Raw genomic sequence first — 17,343 nt, forward strand, 5'->3', positions numbered from 1 at the left:
CGGTTTCGTCTACGCCTCTTGCGGGCGTGCGTCCTTCGTGGTTCGATCGAATTCTTTCGGCAGTGGGCCATGTTCGGGAGAAACCACCGTGTCCTCACGACGGCTTGCCATCTCCGATGCCGCCAGCGCGGAGGAACTTCATCGCCGGCTTGACTGGATCGAAGCCGCCGCTGGCGACGTGATCGCGTCCGCGGGGGATTATCCCGACGGGCACAAGGTGGCGCTCCACTCGCACAGGCGCTCACAGTTGTTGCATGCCTTGTCGGGCGTGGTGCTGGTCTCGACGGCGCAGGGTCGGTGGATCGTGCCGCCCGACCATTCGATGTGGATCCCGGCCGGCATAGCGCATGCGGTCGAGATGCTGGGTGAGGTCCGGATGCGCTCGGCTTATGTCCTGCCGGAAGCCGCACCCGGCCTGCCGGGGACGCTCCATGTGCTGGCCATGACCAGGCTGATGTGCAGCCTGGTCGTGGAAGCGGTGGAGTTGCAGGCCGACGTCGCCTCCGACGAACGGGCCTCGGCCATCATGCGTCTCATCCTGCTCGAGATCCCACGATTGCCGGTTCGGCCCTTCGCGCTTCCCCTGCCGTCCGACGAGCGGCTTGCCCGTCTTTGCCGTGCATTCCTCGATGCGCCGACGCCGCATGTGACCATCGACGACTGGGCCGACAGTGCCGGCATGAGCCGGCGCGGATTCACCCGTGCCTTCCAGCGCGAAACGGGACTCAGCCTGTCGCTCTGGCGCAGGCAGGCGACGTTGCTGGCGGCTCTGCCGCGTCTGTCGTCCGGTGTGCCCGTGACCACGGTGGCTTTCGACCTTGGCTACGACAGCGCGCCGGCCTTCACCACCATGTTCCGCCAGATGCTCGGCACTTCGCCGCGCGGCTATCTCGCCGCGCGAGAGCGTGATTTGATCGTTGACGTTGGCGTGGCCGCGGTTGATCGCGGGCGCTCGCCGCTGTAGCGTCTCTACAGCGGGGGCATGGGTGGACTCCCCGCCAGAGGCTTCGGCCCAAGTCCGCCTTCGCTCGTCTTTGTGCGGAGGCACGACATGCCGACTTCAATTTCCCTTGCCGACCTTTCATGTTTACTTGAGCCGCCATTGCTGATTGACGTCCGGAAGAATCCGGCTCGCGCAGCGTCAGCCCGAACCATTCCGAACGCATTGCGTGGCGAGCCCGAGCGCGTGGACGAATGGGGCGCCTCGCTCGAAGGTCGCACGGTCGTCGTCTTTTGCGTTCATGGACACGAGGTCAGCAAGGGCGTCGCGGATCGGCTGACGGAACTCGGCGTCGATTCCTTCTTTCTCGACGGCGGTTTCGCGGCATGGGAAGCCGGGGGCAATCCCGTCGAGGCAATCGGAGCGCAAGCATGAGCACGGCTGGTAAATCGTCTGCTGCCGGCGCGGTGCACGGTTCGGTGCCGTTTGGCGAGGCGGTCGTCGTCTTCGCCCGCATCGGCCTCCTGTCCTTCGGCGGGCCGGCAGGGCAGATCGCCCTCATGCACCGCTATCTCGTCGAGGAAAGGAAATGGCTCGACGAGGCGCGTTTCCTTCATGCCCTGAACTATTGCATGCTGTTGCCCGGCCCGGAAGCAATGCAGCTCGCCACCTATGCGGGCTGGCTGCTGCACGGTGTGCGCGGCGGCCTGATCGCCGGGTTGCTCTTCGTGTTACCGGGCGCGGTTCTGATCACGGTCTTGACCGTCGTCTACATGCTCGCCGGCGAACTGACGATCGTCCAAGGTCTCCTGTTCGGGCTCAAGGCGGCCGTGCTGGCGGTCGTCCTCGAAGCGCTGATCAAGGTTTCCCGACGCGCGTTGAAGAGCCGAACCATGGTGTTTCTGGCAGTCCTAGCCTTTGTGGCCATCGCGGTCCTCGGCGTCCCGTTTCCCGTGATCATTCTCGGGGCCGCCGTGTTCGGCGCCCTGCAGCATCTGTGGCACCGGTCGACCGGCCCGGCGTCGAGCGCACCCGCACTTTCAGCCGCGACCGTCGAACCAATTGGTCCGGAGTGGACGCAGCCGAGCCTCACGCGCTTCCTAACGACAAGCGTGACTTGGCTCGCGCTATGGTTCCTGCCGCTCATCGGGCTTCGGATTACCCTGGGCCCGGACAACGTGTTCACGGTCGAGGCCGGGTTCTTCTCGACCATGGCGGCGGTCACTTTCGGCGGCGCCTATGCCGTGCTCGCCTATGTGGCGCAGCAGGCGGTCGAGGTTCACCAATGGCTGCGACCCGACGAGATGCTGACAGGGCTTGGACTGGCGGAAACCACGCCCGGGCCACTGATCCTCGTGCTTCTGTTCGTGGGCGGACTTGGCGGCGCGCGGCTGTCTGGACTCGAGCCCATGCTGGGCGCAATGGCTGGTGCGCTGGTGACACTGTGGTTCACCTTCGTACCATGCTTCCTCTGGATTTTCGCTGGCGCGCCCTATGTCGAGACAGTGCGCAACGTGCGATGGCTCGCGGCCGCTCTGGCGGCGGTGACGGCAGCCGTGGTGGGCGTCATCGCCAACCTCGCGGTGTGGTTCGCGCTGCACGTACTGTTTCGGCAAATGGACGAAATCTCGATGGGGGCGGTCTCGCTACCGGCGCCTGCTCTGTCCAGCTTCGATCCCGCTGCCGCCGTCATTGCAGTCGCGGCCGGGGTGGCGCTGCTGCGATATCATGCCAATCTGATTGGCGTGCTCGGATTGTCGGCGGCGGCAGGCGTCCTGTTCGTCCTCACGTGAGGCTGGTAGCGATCAGGATCCATTGGTGCCGGTCTGTCCCTCGCGATGCACGCCTTTACCCGCAGCCTTGGCCAGATAAAGTGCCTGATCTGCCCGATCGAGCAGATCCTGTGGCTGCTCGCCCGGTTCCGCGGCAATGACGCTGCCGACGCTCCCACCGACGCGGATGAGTTGGCCGGTTCCTATGTCGAACGGCCGCGAAATCGCGGCGATCAGTCGCGACGCGACGAAGGCCGCCTCTGCCGCCGACGTGTCGGGCAAGAGAAAAACGAACTCGTCGCCGCCGACCCGACAGGCGATGTCTCGGTCGCGGATGGACTGGATCACTCGTCCCGCTACGGCGCGCAGAAGCGCGTCACCGGCGGCATGGCCATGCTGGTCGTTGACCGCTTTGAAGCCATCGAGATCAAGGCAGAGAACCGCGAAGGGAGGCGTGCCCGGAGTCCTGGCCATGCGCTCGCAAAGCTCGGCGAGACGCTCCTCCAGATGGATCCGGTTGGGCAGTTCTGTTAACCGGTCCGTGCGTGCAGCGATATGATTGGTCTGCTCGGCATTGATCATGCGCAGCATGATGTCATGGTTCTGGAACATGACGAGCACCATGCCTCCCGTCAGAAGCGTCGCCATGACGAACACGAGGAGCATCTCTGGCGCATTGAAAAGATAGAGGCCGAGCCCGAAGGGCAGCCCCGCCAGCACCATCGCGATCATTCCGAAGCGGGGAAGTGGGGCATTGCGGGAGGCAATGTTGCCGACGGCTCCGGCTGTGTTGATGGCTGCCATTACAATGAGAAGATCATTGCCGGTGGCAGCGCAGGCGAACTGCCCGAGCCCATAGATCAGCGCCCAGCCCATCCCGAAGTAAACGAGCGATGTGTAGCTTTTAAGCCGCTCGTGCTCGGGCTTTGCAGCAATCTTGTCGAGGCTCCTGTACCGGCCGATAAACAGAAACAGTTCGGTCGCGATCCAGACGATGGGCCACAACGCTCCCGTGATCACCAGTGCGGCGATTCCGGTGACCAATGATGTGAGCATACCGAACAGGACTGGCAGCCGCCGCTCGAACATGCTGCGGAACAGCCGTTCGCGGATTTCGGGACTGTCGAGCCGGCTGGGGGTCGACATCCAGAAGAAGATTCTCCAGGACGGACCCGTGCCGCTCCCGAATGTGTTTGGCGCCCGATCCGCACGGGGTTCCAGTCCAAAGCTGTTTCGAAACCGGTGCAGCATGCCCCAAAGCTAGGGCAAATGTGTAAATGAACTCGCTTAGGCGCATCCTAAAAATGCGGTTAACCATGGCGACGAACAACGGCATTCAGTCGAAAAGGCTGGAAACCGATTTTTCCGTCGCGGTGCGGGAGATAGCCTCGCCGATCAGGTCGGCGATCGACACGACGCGGATGTTCGATGCGGCTTCGACGCCGGAGGTAGGCTGGATCGAATCCGTTATCACAAGTTCCTTCAGCTTAGACGACGCTATGCGAGCGACAGCTCCACCCGAGAGCACGCCATGGGTGATGTAAGCGGTCACGCTGGTTGCGCCGTTGGCCAGAAGAGCGTCTGCAGCGTTGCAGAGCGTGCCGCCCGAATCGACGATGTCGTCGATCAGTAGGCAGTCCTTGCCGTTCACGTCGCCGATGATGTTCATGACCTCAGATTCGCCCGGCCGCTCGCGGCGTTTGTCGACGATGGCCAGCAGGGTCTCCACCCGTTTCGCCAACGCGCGGGCACGGACCACACCGCCCACATCCGGCGACACAACCACCACGTTGGAGGTCTGGTAGTTCGCCTTCACGTCACGAACCAGCACCGGCAGCGCGAAGAGGTTGTCGGTCGGAATGTCGAAGAAGCCTTGGATCTGCCCCGCATGGAGATCGAGCGTCAGGACACGGTCGGCACCCGAGCGGGTGATGAGGTTGGCGACCAGCTTGGCCGAGATCGGCGTGCGGCCAGAGGCACGCCTGTCTTGGCGTGCATAGCCAAAATAGGGGATCACTGCGGTAATGCGGCGTGCAGACGACCGACGGAACGCGTCGATCATGATCAACAGTTCCATAAGATGGTCATTGGCCGGGTAGGAGGTCGACTGGAGGATGAACACGTCCTCGCCGCGGACGTTCTCCTGAATCTCGACGAAGATTTCCTGGTCAGCGAAGCGGCGGACGCTCGCCCGCCCGAGGGGAATGTTCAGGTAGCGGGCGACGGCCTCGGCCAGCACCCGGTTCGAATTTCCCGCAAACAGTTTCATGCAGTTTCCCCGGCTGACGCCACGCGCGGATCGTGAGGCGGCTTTTAGCGCCTGACCGCGCTATTGCAAGCGCCGCTTGCGCATATAGGCCGCTATTCCCAAGAAAGGGTTTCACGAGCCTGTGGCCATCACCCGCTCCTCGACGTCGACCATGACGCGATATCTGCGATGGTGCGCGCCGCGATCTGCTCCATGGTGGCGCCCGGGACCGCACTCCAAGGGTCTGCTCCGGCCTTCCCGGCGATGCGCTCCTGGCCCTGGATCCGATGAAGTCTGGTTCCCTTTGCGTCGACCACGTCCCAGACGAAGATAACGAGGGTATCGTTCCCGTCCGCGATCGCCGACAGGTAGCCCTTGACGATGAAATCTCCCGGCATGCCTCCGGGCGCGACGATCTCGATGCCTCGCTCGGCAGCCAGTTGCGAAAGGCGCCGCGACAGCGGGGTCGCGGCGGCGAGAGTGGGGCCCACCACCGGGGCGAACTCCATCCGCAAACTTGAGCTGGTGACGGCCGGGACTGTGGCTCTCGCGCCTTGGTCCGGCTGCGCGGGCGTGGAAGCGGCCTGACCCCCGAAGAGCGCGCGTGGATCCAGCGCCTCGGACGTGCTGCAGGCGGAAAACGCGAAGCAGGCGATCAGGACCGCATGTCGCAGCGCCGCTGCACGCATCTCCACGCTCTCCCTTTGCCGACCCTCTACTCGCGTGTTCCGGACTTATGCTTTCATCGCACGATCAAGTCCAGATCATGGCGCGATAGCGGCTTGGCCTCGCCCTCGGTCGTCAGGTAGGTGCGGCCGAGCGTCATTGCCGTCTCGGTTTCGGAATCCATGATGATCATGTGAGCAAACAGGGTCATGTCGGGCGCGATCGGCTCCGGATTGCCAGCAAAGAACATCGGCATGTCCATCCACGATGGCGTGAAGCGCGCGCCGAGCGAATAGCCGCAGGCGTTGAGACGGTGGCGGGTCAGCCCATGCGCCTCCATCACGCGCGCATGCGCGTCGAAGACATCGCCGAAGGTCTTGCCCGGCACCATCGCGGTCTCGACCGCTACGAGCGCGTCCCGCGCGGCCTCGAAGAGCTCCTGGTGGCGCTTTGACACCTTGCCGAGCACCACGGTGCGCATCATCGCCGCATGATAGTGGTGGAACACTCCGGCCCATTCGAGCGTCAGCTGATCGTTCTTGTTGAGCTTGCGGCGGCCGGCCTTGTAGCGACAGAGCAGAGCATCGGGTCCGGATCCGATGATGAACTCGTTGGCGGGATAATCACCGCCGCCTTCGAAAATCGCGCCTTGCATGGCCGCGAGAATTTTGCCCTCGTCGCCGCCCTGCTTGATCAGCGGGAGCGCGGCGTCGAGAGCGTCGTCTGCCAGAGCGGCCGCCCGCGTCGTCTTCACGATCTCGGCCGGGCTCTTGAACAGCCGAAGCCTGGGAATGACGTTCGACGAATCGAGAATCTTGCCGAAGGTCTGGAGTTGCTCGTCGAGACGTCGGCCGTTGAAGGCCGTGAGACCGTGCGTGTCATATTCGACGCCGATCTGACAGCCAAGCAGGTCGAGGTCGTTGAGCAGGTTGCGCAGGTCCACGGCGGGGTTTGCGCCAGCACGGTCCGTCCACAACCGGACGTCTTCGATGGTGGAGGTGTGGCGCGCCTGGCGAAGGTCGGCCGAGCGCGTCAGCAGCACCATCGTTCCGTCTGCCTTCACCACGAGGCACTGGAAGAAGCAGAATCCGAAGGTGTCGTATCCGGTTAGCCAGTACATGCTTTCCTGGGCGAACAGCAGCATGGCGTCCAGCTTGCGGTCGGCCATCTCGATGACGAGCCGGTCGCGCCTGGCGTCGAACTCTGTTCGTTCGAAGTGAAGCGCCATCAGATATCCTCCATGACGATTGCCGATATCTGCCGCCCGTAGTCGGGTTCGGCACGGTGTGTGGTGCGCCGATACGAAAAGAAGCTCTCCTCGTCGGCGTAAGTGCAGCGGCCAAGCTGTGAAGCCTGGACGCCTGCCTTGAGAAGGCGATCGACGGTGTAGCCATTCAGATCGAAAAGGGAATGCCCTGACCGCGACGCGGGTGTGAACCACCGTTCGTTATCTGCATCGGCTGCAACGAAGCGGGCCACGAATTCCGGCCCGACCTCGTAGTTGTCCTGGCTGATCGAGGGGCCGAGAACGGCCACTATGCTGCCGGGGTCGGCACCGAGTCGGGTCATCGCCTCGACAGTCGCCTCGAGGACGCCGTCGAGCGCACCCTTCCATCCGGCATGGGCCGCGCCGACCACCCGCGCGCGCGCATCCGCGAAAAGCACCGGGCCGCAATCGGCAGCCAGGACGCCCAGCGCGAGGCCTGGCCGGTCGGTGACCACCGCGTCCGCCTTCGGGCGTTCCGTCCAAGGCTTGGTGACAACGACAGCGTAGGGGGAATGCACTTGATGCGGCGTACACAGTCGCTGCGGCGTGACGCCAAGATGAGCCGCCACGCGGGCGCGATTCTCCAGTACGGCTGCCCGTTCGTCCTTGGAGCCCAACCCAACGTTCAGTCCGCGATATAGACCTTCCGAGACGCCTCCATGGCGAGTGAAGAAGCCATGGTGAACGCCGCCAGATGCGACCGAGTCGAGCGCTGGAGACCGGAGCGGAGCCGGCCGCTCTTCCTTTGACATGCTCGTCCTGTTGACTGTTTCCCTCGACGCGAATGGTGGGGCAGGGGGGTGGCCAAGTCAATGCAAGGCAGGTCGGCCACAGGTTGACGCCGCGCCAACGGGGAATGAGCTTGCCTCTCGTTCGAGTACCATCCTACGCTGGCATCCTTGAAAATCCAGAGCCGCCGCATGTCGAGCATCGTCCACGGGCTGAACGCCAACCGCGCCGTGCGCGGGTTGAAGAACCTACGAAATGCGTTTGTCGACAACCGGTTTCGGTCGAAGGGGCACGAGGCTATCGCCCCCTTCCTCGCCGCCCTGCCGGATCGCAGCCAAGAGCGAATCTGCTTCGCCATCGCCTTCAACTCGCCGTGGGTGATCGACATTCTTGGCGCAGCCTGGGCAAGGCAGTGCCCGCATACGCCACTTGCCATCATCGACAATTCTTCCTCGTCCATGGCCCGTGGCGACATCGAGCACGTCTGCTTTTGGCGAGGCCTTCCCTACTTGGCGTTGCCGGCCAATCCGGAGTGGAGCCCAAACCGCTCGCACGGCATCGCCATGAACTGGGTCTACTACAATATCGTGCGCCGGTTCGTCCCATTGAGCTTCGGCTTTGTCGACCACGACTGTTTTCCGCTCCGACCAGCCGATCCAATGTCTGCAATGGCAGACAAGTGGGTGAGAGGACGCCGTCAGGCCGGGCGCGGAGACGCGTGGTCTCTTTGGGCAGGCTTCTGCTTCTTCCGCACCGAACCCACGTTGAACCTTGCCATCGACTTCAAGCATCGCATCGAACACGGCCTCGACACGGGTGGTGGAAACTGGGGAGCATTTTATCGCACGCTGTCGGCTCGGGAGGTGGAGGCCGTTTCGGTAGGGCAGATCGACTTTCCGGTCGGGAACCACTCCGCAACGCATCGATATCTGGACAATTCCTTCGTCCATCTTGGGGGCGCGTCATATCGCTATTCTGCTGAAAAGGCGGAGTTGCGCTCTCGGCTCGCGGCCTACATCTGGCGTCAGCACCTAGCTGAGGATCAGCCGGTCTTGGCCTTGCCATGAGACCGGCGCGTGTAAAAAGGAGAACGCGAAGCCTTAACAAGGCCGGATCAGCGGGCATGAGGGGTTACCAGCAGGACCTTGAACAATTCGCCCATGGCGGTGGAGCCGGCAAGCCGCTGAGCTTCTCCCGCAATTCTGTCGCGCTCGTCTTCGCTCTTGCCGACCGATAGAGCCTCCACGCGCTCAGCGAGCCCCATGGCCAGAAGGAAATCGCGCTGCGTTGCCGTCTGGATCGACAGCCCGCTCTGCTCGGCGATCCTGCCGAGGCGGTGGAAATCGACGTGGCTCGTCAGGTCAGCTTCGCCGGGGTGGTCTAGCACGCCGTCTGGGGCGTGCCGACGCACGGCCTGGAGCGTATCGCCGAGACCCGGTTCGAGGTGGCCGTAATCGAAGAACAGCGCCGCCCCGCCGAAACGCGCGATCCGGTCCGCCGCCGTCTGCATGAAGGCCTCACGGGCGGGAGCCAACTCCGCGACCGTGCCGTCGAGAACGCTGTCGGCGCCCGGCGGCAGCAGGAACGGGTCGGCCGTTCCAGCGCCGAGCATGAAGCGCAGGCCACCGGCCTCGTCGAGGCCGATACAGCGTTCCAGCCAGCGTCCACCTTGCTTGACGTACTGGCGCACTGGGAGCGCGTCGAAGATCTCGTTGCCGACAATGATCGTCGGCAGGTCGGGAAGCTGCTCGAGCCGTTCGTGCCACTCGAAGCGTCCGGGCGCCGGCGCGAGCGTCTGGCGCTGAACCTCGCTCAGGCGCGGACTGGACTCGACAAGGGCAAAGCGGGTTCGTTCGACGAATGCGCGGTCGAACTGCGCGAGCGTGCGCACCATGTCCTTCATCAGCGTTCCCCGGCCGGGGCCGAGCTCGGCAACGCAGGCCTCCGGCGGGCTGCCCGCCGCCTGCCAGGCCATGTAGACCCAAACAGCCACCAGTTCGCCGAACATCTGGCTCACCTCGGGCGCGGTGGTGAAGTCACCTGCCGACCCGAAGGGCTCGCGCGTCGTGTAGTAGCCATGCTCGGGGTCGAAAAGGCAGAGCGCCATATACTCGGCGATGCCGATCGGACCCGCCTGCGCGACGAGCGCTGCAATCTTCTCGCCCAAAGGTGTCATGCCTAGGCCTCAGCGCAGAACGGATTCACGCGGCGGCGCGGCGAGCGCGCGACATCGCCCAGATGCCGACGAGAACCATCGGCACCGAGAGCACCATGCCCATGGTCATCCACCCCCCGAATAGGTAGCCGAGCTGGGCATCGGGTTCGCGATAGAACTCCACGACGATGCGCGATAGGCCATATCCTGCCACGAACGCGCCGGCCACGAAGCCGGGGTTCTTCAGCTTCCTGAAGCCGTGGGTGAGGATACGCAGCACGATCAGCAGCAGCAGCCCCTCAAGAGCTGCCTCGTAGAGTTGGCTCGGGTGGCGCGGTTCCGGACCGCCATTCGGGAAGACGAAGGCCCATGCAACGTTGGTCGCGCGACCCCAGAGCTCGGAGTTGATGAAATTGGCGAGGCGCACGAGACCGAGGCCGACGGGCACGCCGGCCGCCACGACGTCGAACAGACTCCAGACGCTGGCGCCGCGCGAACGGGCAAAGAGGATCATGGCGATTGTGGTGCCGAGGAAGCCGCCATGAAAAGACATGCCGCCCTCCCAGACGGCCAGGATCGCCAGAGGCGTCTCGATATAGCGGGCGAGATCGTAGAACAGGATGTACCCGATCCGTCCCCCGAGCACGATGCCCGCCGCCGCCCAGATGATGAAGTCGTCGAGATCGTCGGGCTTGAGCGGCGCCTGTCCGCCTCTCCAAAGGTTCGAATTGGCCAGCAGCCGCCTGCCATACCACCAGGCGAACAGGATGCCGACGACGTAGCCCAAGCCGTACCAATGGACGGCGAGCGGCCCGACCTGAACGATCACCGGGTCAATATCGGGGAAGGGAAGTGCCGCGAGCGGCAAAAGTAGGTGTTCCAAGGGCCTGTCCGGAGCTTGTTGCGGCGCGCGGACCATGGTCGAAGCCGGGCGGAAAGGTCAAGCCGCTCCCCGCTATGACGTGGGGCGATCCGTAAGCGGATGTCCCGGCCGTCGCCGCGCGCTTGCAAAGCGGCGCCTCCGTGCCTAGTTCAGGTCATGCGGGCGTGTGTCGTGCCGCCGCATGAACAAAAGAGGCAGACGCCATGACCACCGGACCGAACCGTATCCTCGACGATCTCGCCAAGCTGATGACGGACGCCGCCGGAGCAGCCCAAGGGGTGCGACGGGAAATGGAGACGGCCTTCCGGGCGCAGGCCGAACGCATGCTGAACTCGATGGACATCGTCCAGCGCGAGGAATTCGAAGCCATGCGCGACATGGCGGTGAAGGCGCGGGCCGAAAACAAGAAACTCGCCGCACGTCTGGACGACCTCGAGGCGAAGCTGGCTTCGCTGTCCACCGCGTCGCCTGCCGAGGGCACGGCCGGCAAATAGGCGTTTGCAAGACCCACCGAGGTTGAATTCGGCATTCGACTATCCACAGGGTGCCAAGGCGAAAAGACGTTCGCGCTGAATCGCTTACACTGCGATGCAGCGAGCGTATCCACACCTCCGACGGTCAGGCGCGAAAAAACCGCTGGAACCGGGGCCTCGCATCAATACACTGAATCTACAGCATGATTCGTACATGCGCCGGGCAGGGGTGGCCCGGGTGGAGGTATGACACCTTCTTTGTCCGTCCCAGTTTGTCGTTCGTGTCACGAGCGTTCCAGGTGGAGCGCGCGATAGGCGCTCCCATAGCCACAGGAAGCAAACATGAGCCTTCTGGAAATCGACCTGTCCCGCGAAGCGCATCCTGTGGATGTGATCGAGGCGGTCGCCAATGCCAACGAATGGGCGTTCGAGAGGGCCGGTGACGACGAGATTGCGATCTCGGTTGCCGGCAACTGGACCGACTATCACATTTCATTCTCCTGGATGGAGGACTTCGAAGCACTGCATCTGGCCTGCGCCTTCGACATCAAGGTGCCCGAGACGCGGGTGACAGAGGTCATGCGATTGCTCGCATTGATCAACGAGCAGATGCTGTTTGGCCATTTCGATCTTTGGGAGCAGGAAGGCGCCATCATGTTTCGCCAGGCTCTTATGCTGAACGGCGGCGTCGAGCCGACCGGGCAGCAGGTCGAGGTGTTGCTCTCCACCGCGCTCGAAGCCTGCGAGTGCTACTTCCAGGCTTTCCAGTTCGTCGTGTGGTCGGGTATCTCCGCGCGCGAAGCCTTGCAGAACGTGCTGTTCGAGACGCACGGCTCCGCGTGACCATGGAGGGGGGTACGGAACGCAGACCTGATATCTCGTATTCGGATTTCGATCGGATCGACATCCGGGCCGGGACGGTCATCGAGGCCGAGACCTTTCCGGAGGCACGAAAGCCGGCGATCAAGCTCAGGATCGATTTCGGCCCGGTGATCGGCGTCAAGAAATCATCGGCGCAAATCACCAAGCATTACAAACCCGAGGATATTGTTGGGCGCCAGGTGATGGCCGTGGTCAATTTTCCACCGCGCCAGATCGGCAAGTTCATGTCGGAAGTGCTGACGCTCGGCTTTCCTGACGAGGAAGGCGCCGTCGTGCTCGCAGCAATCGATCTCGAGGTGCCGAACGGAGGACGTCTCTTCTGACGGCCTCTTTCCAGCGAGATGCGGGCGCGTCGGCACCGAAGCTGCTTCTTGACGGGAACCATCGACCAGTCCTCGCGTTACCAAACGTCCATCTTTTTGACGCTCCCCATTCGGCAGCTGAATGTTCGAGAGCGAAATCAATTGGATGACGCATAAATGGTCAACGACAATGGGGGCTCGAGCACGCATCAATGTGCGGAATTTGTGGTGAAATAAAACTGGACGGCACCGCGCCGTCTCCGATCGCAATAGCGAAGATGACAGACGTGATGGCGCCTAGGGGCCCGGACGGAGCCGGTCTCGTGATGCATGGCAATGCCGGTTTCGGCCATCGTCGGCTCAAGATCATCGACTTGTCCGAGCGTGCCCAGCAGCCAATGGTGGATTCGGGCCTCGGCCTCACGATCGCCTTTAACGGTTGCATCTATAATTATCCGGAACTGCGGGCCGAACTCGAGGACAAAGGCTACTCGTTCTTCTCCACAGGCGACACGGAAGTGATCCTGAAGGCTTGGCGTGAGTGGGGAGAGCGCTGCGTCGAACGGTTCCACGGGATGTTCGCTTTTGTGCTGCAGGAGCGCGACACCGGCCGCATCGTGATGGCCCGCGACCGTTTCGGCATCAAGCCGCTCTATCTATCTGAGACGCCCGGCCGCATCCGGTTTTCTTCGTTTCTGCCGGCTTTGCTCGCGGCAGGCGACGTCGATACGTCCATCGACCGTGTTGCTTTCCACCACTACATGAGCTTTCACGCAGTGGTGCCGCCGCCGCGCACGATCATCGAAGGTGTTCGCAAGCTGCCGCCGGCCACCATCCGCGTCATTGAGCCGAATGGCGAAACCCGCGATCGTATTTACTGGAACCCACCGTTCGGCCGAGACGCGCGCGACGTGAATGTGTCCCGCGAGGAGTGGGCCGACCGGGTGCTCGATGCCTTGCGGCTCGCGGTCAAGCGACGCATGGTCGCCGACGTGCCGGTCGGGGTCCTGTTGTCGGGCGGTGTCGATTCTTCGCTGATCGTGGGCCTGCTAGCCGAGGCTGGTCAGCACGGGCTCATGAGCTTTTCCGTTGGCTTCGAGGAGGCCAATGGCGAAAAGGGTGACGAGTTCGTCTATTCCGACCTTATCGCCGAGCGCTATGGGACGAAGCACCACAAGATTTTCGTTCCATCGGACCAATTGATGGATGCTCTGCCCGGAACCTTCGGCGCCATGTCGGAGCCGATGGTTTCCTATGACAATGTCGGCTTCTATCTCCTCTCCAAGGAGGTTTCCAAGCACATCAAGGTCGTCCAATCGGGGCAGGGCGCCGACGAGATATTCGGTGGCTACCACTGGTATCCGCCCCTGATGAACTCCAATGACGTGGTGGGCGACTATGCCCGCGTCTTCCTCGATCGGGATCACGCGACACTGAAGACCCAGCTTGCGCCGGAATGGATCAATGGCGGCGACCACAGCCGCGACTTCGTGGCCGAGCGCTTGATGCGAGCCGGGGCCGATACGCCGGTAGATCGCGCCCTCCGCCTTGATTCGACGGTCATGCTGGTCGACGACCCTGTCAAGCGTGTCGACAACATGACCATGGCCTGGGGGCTTGAGGCACGTGTGCCGTTCCTCGACCACGAACTCGTCGAACTTGCCGCGCGGATCCCGCCGGAAGAGAAGATCCGCGACGGCGGCAAGGGCATCCTCAAGGATGTCGCGCGCAGGATCGTGCCGTCCGAAGTGATCGACCGCAAGAAGGGCTACTTCCCGGTGCCGCAGCTCAAGTATGTCGACGGTCCCTATCTCGACCTCGTGCGCGATGCGTTGTCTTCGCAGGCGGCGCGCGAACGGGGCCTGTTTCGGCGTGAATGGCTCGACCAACTGTTCGAAAAGCCGTCCGATCACATCACGCCCTTGCAGGGATCCGAACTTTGGCAGGCCGGGCTCCTGGAACTGTGGCTACAGACGCACGGGATCTGACGATGGCAAAGACGAAGCCGGCGGAACCCCGCCGCAACACCGGAAAGGCCGAGCGAGCGCTCGGTCACCGGCTCAAGAGGTTGCGCAGCGAATCGCAGAAACCGCCGATCGGACTGCATTCCGGCGAGACGGCGCCCACGCGTCAGTCGGTCGCGCTCGACTGTGGCTGGGGAAGGCTCCTGTTTTCACAAACTTTCCCGGACAATCCCGGCATCATCGATAGTTTGTCCCACGAGGGCGACAAGCGCCGCGATATCGCATTCTACGTCCGCGATCCGCATGTGCTACTCGCACTGGCGCCGCAGGACACCTTTCTGGATCCTTCGCACACCTATCGACTCGACTTGTCGACCTATCGGCCGAGCCGGCGTAAGCCAAAGAGCTTTTTCATCCGGCGCCTGACCTCGCAGGTCGATGCCGACGCGGTGAATACCATCTATGCCGCGCGCGGGATGGTAACGGTCAGTCCGGAGTTCTTTTGGGCAAACCGTGACAGCCGATCCATCACCTACCTCGTCGCGGAGGACGAGACGACGGGGGACGTCGTCGGCACAGTCACAGGTGTCGACCATCAGCGCCTCTTTGGTGATCCGGAGCACGGCTCTTCGCTCTGGTGCCTGGCGGTTGATCCGCAATGCCGGCATCCAGGCGTGGGCGAAATGCTGGTGCGCCGCCTTGCTGAACATTTCCAGGCTCGCGGTGCCGCATTCATGGATCTGTCGGTCATGCACGACAACGATCAGGCGATCGCGCTTTATGAGAAACTTGGTTTCCGTCGGGTGCCGATCTTCGCCGTCAAGCGCAAGAATACCATCAATGAGCGTCTCTTCTCCGCGCCGATCGATGGGTATGACGGGCTCAACCCCTACGTCCGCATCATCGTCGACGAAGCCCGGCGCCGTGGCATCCAGGTCGAGGTGACCGATGCGGCCGGAGGCTTCTTCAGCCTTGCCTATGGTGGGCGCTCGGTGCATTGCCGCGAGAGCCTGTCGGAAATGACCTCGGGGGTTGCGGTATCGATATGCGACGACAAGGCCGTGACGCGACGTGTCGTCGAACAGGCCGGACTGAAAGTGCCGGACCAGATCGCGGTCGAAAACGACGCGGACGATGCGATCGTCGATTTTCTCAGCCGGCATGGCAGCGTGGTGGTCAAGCCGGCGCGTGGCGAGCAAGGCCGCGGGGTATCCGTGGGGCTCGAAACGCTGGAGGATACGAGGAAAGCCATCCGCTCCGCGCGCGAGGTCTGCGATCGGGTTCTGCTCGAGGCTTGCTTCCAGGGTGAGGATCTACGGCTGGTCGTCATCGACTACAAGCTTGTCGCAGCCGCGGTGCGCCGCCCGCCCATGGTGGTCGGCAATGGAGAGCACGACATTCGGACCCTGATCGAGCGTCAGTCGCGCCGGCGTGCAGCGGCCACCGGCGGCGAAAGCACAATCCCCATCGACGAGGACGCGGAGCGATGCCTCGCCGGCCAGGACTTGGCTCTCGATTCCGTGCTGGAGGCCGGTCGCCAGATTGTCGTACGCAAGACGGCGAACCTGCACACGGGTGGCTCGATTCACGACGTCACGGGCATCGTGCATCCCCGACTGGTGGAGGCGGCTTGCACGGCGGCGCGAGCAATCAAGATCCCGGTCGTCGGTATCGATTTCATGGTGGTGCGGCCGACAGAGCCCGACTACGTCTTCATCGAGGCCAATGAGCGTCCGGGCCTGGCAAATCACGAGCCGCAGCCGACGGCGCAGCGGTTCGTTGATTTCCTTTTTCCGCACTCACGGCCGATCTCGGCCTCGCATTCGCCGTCCGGTCGGCTGGAGCCTACTTCTTGACTACGCTTTCGATCGATACAGACTATCTGGCGGCGCAACTGAAGGCGCTTTTGGCGATAGACAGCCCGACGGGCTACACCGACACCGTCGTGCGACATGTGACGGGTGAACTGGAACGGCTCGGCATGAGCGTCGAACTGACACGGCGCGGTGCGATCCGGGCGGTGCGTCAGGGCAGCCGTCGTCAGGGCGCGCGGGCGATTGTCACCCATCTCGACACGCTCGGCGCGCAAGTGAAACTCGTCAAGGACAATGGGCGGCTTGAACTGGTTCCCATCGGGCATTGGTCGTCGCGTTTCGCGGAGGGCGCACGCGCCAACATCTACTCTTATGACGGTCGACATCGCGGCTCGATCCTGCCGCTCATGGCCTCCGGACACACGTTCAACGATGGCGTCGACAACCAGGCGGTCGGCTGGCCGCATATCGAGCTCAGGATCGATGCTCACACCTCGAGCAAGGCTGAGACGCTGGCGCTTGGCATTGATATCGGCGACATCGTGGCCATCGATCCCGAGACCGAATTCATGGATAACGGGTTCATTGTCTCGCGCCATCTTGACGACAAGGCGGGCGTCGCTGCGTCCTTGGCGGCGCTCGAAGCCGTGGAACGTGAGAAGGCCAAGACTCCGGTAGACATCCATTGGCTTTTTACCATCGCCGAAGAGGTTGGCGTCGGCGCGACCGCCATCGTCGCTCCTGAAGTCGCCTCCATGGTCGCCGTCGACAATGGCACGACCGCTCCTGGGCAGAACTCGTCCGAATTCGGTGTCACCATCGCCATGGCCGACCAGACCGGGCCCTTCGACTACCATCTGACCAAGAAGCTCATTGACTTGTGCCGCGGAAACGAGATTGCCATGCAGCGCGACGTGTTCCGCTACTACCGATCCGATTCCGCCTCCGCAGTGGTCGCGGGGCATGACGTGCGAACGGCGCTGATCGCCTTCGGCGTAGATGCGTCACATGGCTACGAGCGCATCCACATGGATGCTTTGCGATCGGTCGCCGAACTGATTTCGGCCTACGTGGCGAGCCCACTGGAAATCAAACGCGACATTGCCGAGATTTCCGGCGTGCAAGGGTTCACCGAGCAGTTGAACGCGCCACATGACGGCAGTTCGGGCGAGGGGTAGGGGGAACGCCGGGTCAATCCATTGCGACGTAATCGCGACGACCGCAGTCACTTATGAGTATCATGGACGC

The 17,343-nt window shown here is 63.1% G+C and carries 17 protein-coding genes; 10 read left to right on the top strand and 7 right to left on the bottom strand.

The window, feature by feature from the left end; genetic code table 11:
• The first annotated feature begins 88 nt into the window (after nt 1-88).
• The 3 genes from EJC49_RS02385 to chrA all read left to right on the top strand — a co-directional run bounded on the left by EJC49_RS02385 (nt 89) and on the right by chrA (nt 2,733).
• The gene (locus tag EJC49_RS02385) at nt 89-964 is read left to right on the top strand and encodes an AraC family transcriptional regulator (protein ID WP_126697862.1); all 876 of its coding nucleotides are present in this window, start codon (nt 89-91) and stop codon (nt 962-964) included.
• 87 nt (nt 965-1,051) lie between these two features.
• Nucleotides 1,052-1,375, top strand: a complete 324-nt coding sequence (locus tag EJC49_RS02390) for a rhodanese-like domain-containing protein (protein ID WP_245453232.1) — start codon at nt 1,052-1,054, stop codon at nt 1,373-1,375.
• Entirely contained in the window at nt 1,372-2,733 is a 1,362-nt protein-coding gene (gene chrA, locus EJC49_RS02395) for a chromate efflux transporter (protein ID WP_126697864.1), read from the top strand. Before EJC49_RS02390 ends, chrA begins: the two co-directional genes overlap by 4 nt.
• A gap of 12 nt (nt 2,734-2,745) precedes the next feature.
• Here chrA and EJC49_RS02400 read toward each other — a convergent pair whose 3' ends face one another.
• The 5 genes from EJC49_RS02400 to pgeF all read right to left on the bottom strand — a co-directional run bounded on the left by EJC49_RS02400 (nt 2,746) and on the right by pgeF (nt 7,645).
• On the bottom strand, nt 2,746-3,963 hold the full coding sequence (locus EJC49_RS02400) for a GGDEF domain-containing protein (RefSeq protein ID WP_126697865.1): 1,218 nt from the start codon (nt 3,961-3,963) through the stop codon (nt 2,746-2,748).
• Between the two features lie 85 nt (nt 3,964-4,048).
• Complete coding sequence (locus tag EJC49_RS02405) at nt 4,049-4,981, bottom strand: ribose-phosphate pyrophosphokinase (RefSeq protein ID WP_126697866.1); 933 nt, start codon at nt 4,979-4,981, stop codon at nt 4,049-4,051.
• Between the two features lie 128 nt (nt 4,982-5,109).
• Nucleotides 5,110-5,649, bottom strand: coding sequence for a hypothetical protein (locus EJC49_RS02410; RefSeq protein ID WP_126697867.1), 540 nt, complete (start codon nt 5,647-5,649; stop codon nt 5,110-5,112).
• A gap of 53 nt (nt 5,650-5,702) precedes the next feature.
• Complete coding sequence (locus EJC49_RS02415) at nt 5,703-6,854, bottom strand: M24 family metallopeptidase (RefSeq protein ID WP_126697868.1); 1,152 nt, start codon at nt 6,852-6,854, stop codon at nt 5,703-5,705.
• Nucleotides 6,854-7,645 carry a peptidoglycan editing factor PgeF gene (gene pgeF / locus EJC49_RS02420; RefSeq protein ID WP_126697869.1) on the bottom strand — a complete coding sequence of 264 codons (792 nt, stop codon included), beginning with the start codon at nt 7,643-7,645 and terminating at the stop codon, nt 6,854-6,856. The genes EJC49_RS02415 and pgeF overlap by 1 nt, the downstream gene beginning before the upstream one ends.
• 168 nt (nt 7,646-7,813) lie before the next feature.
• Here pgeF and EJC49_RS02425 point away from each other — a divergent pair, with 168 nt between their 5' ends.
• Nucleotides 7,814-8,689, top strand: a complete 876-nt coding sequence (locus EJC49_RS02425; RefSeq protein WP_126697870.1) for a hypothetical protein — start codon at nt 7,814-7,816, stop codon at nt 8,687-8,689.
• A 47-nt stretch (nt 8,690-8,736) separates the two neighbouring features.
• On the opposite strand, the gene EJC49_RS02430 is transcribed toward EJC49_RS02425, so the two are convergent.
• Together EJC49_RS02430 and lgt are read right to left on the bottom strand one after the other, a co-directional pair.
• Nucleotides 8,737-9,798, bottom strand: a complete 1,062-nt coding sequence (locus tag EJC49_RS02430) for a class I SAM-dependent methyltransferase (protein WP_126697871.1) — start codon at nt 9,796-9,798, stop codon at nt 8,737-8,739.
• 25 nt (nt 9,799-9,823) lie between these two features.
• Nucleotides 9,824-10,660: a prolipoprotein diacylglyceryl transferase gene (gene lgt / locus EJC49_RS02435; RefSeq protein ID WP_170314574.1), complete on the bottom strand. Its 837-nt coding sequence runs from the start codon at nt 10,658-10,660 to the stop codon at nt 9,824-9,826.
• Between the two features lie 203 nt (nt 10,661-10,863).
• On the opposite strand from lgt, the gene EJC49_RS02440 reads away from it, so the two are divergent.
• The 6 genes from EJC49_RS02440 to EJC49_RS02465 all read left to right on the top strand — a co-directional run bounded on the left by EJC49_RS02440 (nt 10,864) and on the right by EJC49_RS02465 (nt 17,273).
• On the top strand, nt 10,864-11,154 hold the full coding sequence (locus EJC49_RS02440; RefSeq protein WP_126697873.1) for an accessory factor UbiK family protein: 291 nt from the start codon (nt 10,864-10,866) through the stop codon (nt 11,152-11,154).
• Nucleotides 11,155-11,475: 321 nt separating this feature from the next.
• A complete protein-coding gene (locus EJC49_RS02445) occupies nt 11,476-11,976 on the top strand; it encodes a type III secretion system chaperone family protein (RefSeq protein ID WP_126697874.1) in 501 nt (166 codons plus the stop codon).
• A gap of 2 nt (nt 11,977-11,978) precedes the next feature.
• Nucleotides 11,979-12,338 (top strand): tRNA-binding protein, encoded by a 360-nt coding sequence (locus EJC49_RS02450; RefSeq protein ID WP_126697924.1) that lies wholly within the window; start codon nt 11,979-11,981, stop codon nt 12,336-12,338.
• 191 nt (nt 12,339-12,529) lie between these two features.
• Complete coding sequence (locus EJC49_RS02455; RefSeq protein ID WP_126697875.1) at nt 12,530-14,305, top strand: N-acetylglutaminylglutamine amidotransferase; 1,776 nt, start codon at nt 12,530-12,532, stop codon at nt 14,303-14,305.
• Between the two features lie 2 nt (nt 14,306-14,307).
• Complete coding sequence (gene ngg, locus EJC49_RS02460; protein WP_126697876.1) at nt 14,308-16,137, top strand: N-acetylglutaminylglutamine synthetase; 1,830 nt, start codon at nt 14,308-14,310, stop codon at nt 16,135-16,137.
• Nucleotides 16,134-17,273: an osmoprotectant NAGGN system M42 family peptidase gene (locus tag EJC49_RS02465; RefSeq protein ID WP_126697877.1), complete on the top strand. Its 1,140-nt coding sequence runs from the start codon at nt 16,134-16,136 to the stop codon at nt 17,271-17,273. Before ngg ends, EJC49_RS02465 begins: the two co-directional genes overlap by 4 nt.
• Nucleotides 17,274-17,343 lie beyond the last annotated feature (70 nt).

The organism is Aquibium carbonis, from assembly GCF_003970795.1.
In the GTDB taxonomy this organism is placed as follows: Bacteria; Pseudomonadota; Alphaproteobacteria; order Rhizobiales; family Rhizobiaceae; genus Aquibium; species Aquibium carbonis.